The 2,982-nt window shown below is 72.1% G+C and carries 1 protein-coding gene and 1 pseudogene; both read right to left on the bottom strand.

All coding sequences use genetic code 11. The annotated features are described in order from the left end of the window. Window positions 1-2,322, bottom strand: a 2,322-nt coding sequence (locus A612_RS05805) for a putative bifunctional diguanylate cyclase/phosphodiesterase (RefSeq protein ID WP_019373587.1), incomplete at its 3' end; no start/stop codon positions are given. Between the two features lie 298 nt (window positions 2,323-2,620). Then, window positions 2,621-2,982: pseudogene (gene acnA, locus A612_RS05800) on the bottom strand (aconitate hydratase); the annotation flags it as partial.

Below are 2,982 nucleotides of genomic sequence, written 5' to 3'. Positions count from 1 at the left end.
GGGCGCCGGCCGGCCGAACAGGTAGCCCTGGAAGGCACGGCAGCCGTGCTGTCGCAGGAATTCCAGCTGGCTGGTGGTCTCCACGCCCTCGGCCACCACCTGCAGATCCAGGCTGTGCGCCAGGGCGAGGATGGTGCGCACGATGGCCGCATCGTTCGGCTCACCCAGCACGTCGCGCACGAACGCCCGGTCGATCTTGATCTGGTCCAGCGGCAGGCGCTTGAGGTAGGACAGCGAGGAGTAGCCGGTGCCGAAGTCGTCCAGCGAAAAGCCCACGCCCTCGGCGCGCAGGCTCTCCATCTTGGCAATGGTCTCCTCGGTCTCGTTCAGCAGCAGGCTCTCCGTGAGCTCCAGCCGGAGCTGGCGCGGGCGCGCGCCGCTTGCCCTCAGCGCCTGGCGCACGCGCGCGGCGAAGTCGGGCTGGCGAAACTGGCGCGCGCTCACGTTGACCGACACCACCAGCGCATCCAGCCCGGGTCGTCCGGCCCAGCGCGCCAACCGCGTGCAGGCCGCCTGCAGCACCCAGTCCCCGAGCGCCAGGATCAGGCCGGTGCGCTCTGCCAGCTCGATGAATTCGCCCGGCCCGACCACGCCCCGCACAGGGTGCTGCCAGCGCACCAGCGCCTCGGCGCCGATGATCGCCCCGCCTCCGTCGACCACCGGCTGGTAGTACAGCAGCAGCTCCTGCTGCACCAAGCCACGGCGCAGCTCGCCCTCCAGCTGCGCCCGGGCGCGCATCTGCTCGAGCAATCCCGGGTCGAAGAAGCGCACCGAGTTGCGCCCCGCCGCCTTCGCCTGGTACATGGCGAAGTCGGCCTGGCGGATCAGCTCCTCGGCCGCCGGGGCGGGGTGCGCGAACAAGGTCATGCCGACGCTCGAGGTGCTGTGGTAGTGCTGCCCGTCCTGCAGCAGGTAGGGCCGGGTCAGGGCCGCCATCACCTTGCGCGCCACCTCATCGCCATCGCGGCGCGCCTGGTCCGGCGCATGGTCCAGCCCCCCCACCAGCAACACGAATTCGTCGCCGCCGAAGCGCGCCACCGTATCGCCGGCCCGCACCGCGCCACGCAGCCGCTGCGCGACCTCCACCAGCAGCGCGTCGCCGTGCTCGTGCCCGCGCGTGTCGTTGAGTTCCTTGAAGTGGTCCAGATCGACGAACAGCAGCGCCGCGTGGTGGCCGCTGCGCTCCAGCCCGCTGCAGGTGCGCTGCAGCCGGTCGAGCAGCAACCGCCGGTTCGGCAGCCCCGTCAGGGCATCGTAGAAGGCCAGGCGCTCGATCTGTTCCTCGGCGTGCTTGCGGTCGGTGATGTTGCGCCCCACGCCCCGGTAGCCGACGAAGCGGCCGCCGTCCTCCACCATGGGCTCACCGCTCAGGGCGATCCAGCGCACCTGCCCCTGCGGGTCCAGGAGCTTGAGCTCGAGCTCCCGAAAGGGCTGGCGCGCGGCGATCCGTTGAACGTGCTCGGTCCAGGCGGCGCGCGTGAGGTTGAGGGCACCCAGCTCCGCCAGCGTCCGCCCCAGCCAGTCCTGCAGCCGCGCATCGCCCTGTGCGGCGGTGCCGCGGATGTCGGTGAAGCGCAGCTGCGCGTCCTGCTCCCAATACCAGTCCGACGACAGCGCACACAGGCTGCGAAAGCGCTCCTCGCTGCGCTGCTGCTCGGCCTGCACGCGCAGGTACTCGCTCACGTCGGAGAAGGTGCGCACGAAGCCGCCGCCGGGCAGCAGCCGGGTGCGCACCTCCAGCGTCCGTCCATCGCGTGTGCGCCGCCGGTAGAGGTCTGGCGACGGGTCACGGGCGCCGCGCAGGATGTAGGGGCGCCCCCGCCCGTCCACCAGCTCGCACAGTTCGCCAAAGTCGCCGCGGCGCCGCTGCAGCTCGGTCAGCTCCGCCAGGGTGGCGCCGCTGGCCACCAGCGCCTCCGGCAGGTCCAGGAACTCCAGGGCCTGCTGGTTGTAGACCGTGACGCGGCCCTCCGGATCGGTCTGCAGGATGCCCTGGCTCATGCTCCCCAAGGCCGTGCGCAGCTCCGCCAGTTGCCTGGCCTCGTGGGGCCGCACCGCGCCGCCCGCCGGCGCGAGCAGTGCAGCGATCCGCTCCAGCAGCTCGGGCACGTGGTCGTGGCCCTTGCGCCGCAGCACATAGTCGCCCAGGCACGCGCCCGCCGGGCCCATGCGCAGGGCGCGCGCTGCCAGGTGTTCCTGCGCCTCGTCGAGACACAGCAGCAGGCGCCATGCCGCACCGGTTCGCAGCCATTGCGGCAGCTCGTGTTCGTCGGGCGCCAGGCAGAGCACCACCACGTCCCAGCCCTGCCGGGGCGTCGCCACGTCGGGGCGGGCACGTGCATCCCCAGCCAGCCCCGGTCGCCGAGCGTGATCAGCTGCAGCGCGCGCCGGGCGTGCTGCGGTTCACGGTCGATCCAGGCGATGCGCGTGCTGAGCTCCATGGCACTTGGGGCCGGCGCGGCGGCCCGGTGTGCACGGAGGCCATCCCGGGAGCCGCCGCGCGGGCGCGGCAGACTTGTCGATGAACGATTATCGAGTCAATGCGCCGCCCGCGCATGCGGCAGGCCCCCGGGTGAACCCGGCAGTCTGGGCGGTGTCGGGAGCCCGCTGCGCCCGCCTCCTACTGCAGCAGCAACTGGCGCAGCACGTACGGCAGGATGCCGCCCGCCCGGTAGTAGTCCACCTCGATGGGCGTGTCGATGCGCAGGACCAGCGGCACCTCCTGGGCGACGCTGCCGTCCTCGCGCAGGATGCGCATCAGCGCCTCACTCTGCGGGCGCAGCTGCGGGTCGGGAAGGATGTCGATGCGCTCGCTGCCTTTGAGGCCGAGCGACTGCCAGGAATCATTGCCCTGGAACTGCAGCGGCAGCACGCCCATCCCGACCAGGTTCGAGCGGTGGATCCGCTCGAAGCTGCGCGCCACCACGGCGCGGATGCCCAGCAGCTGCGTGCCCTTGGCCGCCCAGTCGCGGCTCGAGCCGG

Source organism: Melaminivora alkalimesophila (assembly GCF_000282995.1).
In the GTDB taxonomy this organism is placed as follows: domain Bacteria; phylum Pseudomonadota; class Gammaproteobacteria; order Burkholderiales; family Burkholderiaceae_C; genus Melaminivora; species Melaminivora alkalimesophila.
The sequence above is the reverse complement of the archived record's forward strand: the minus strand, read 5'-3'. Positions and strand labels throughout refer to the sequence as shown.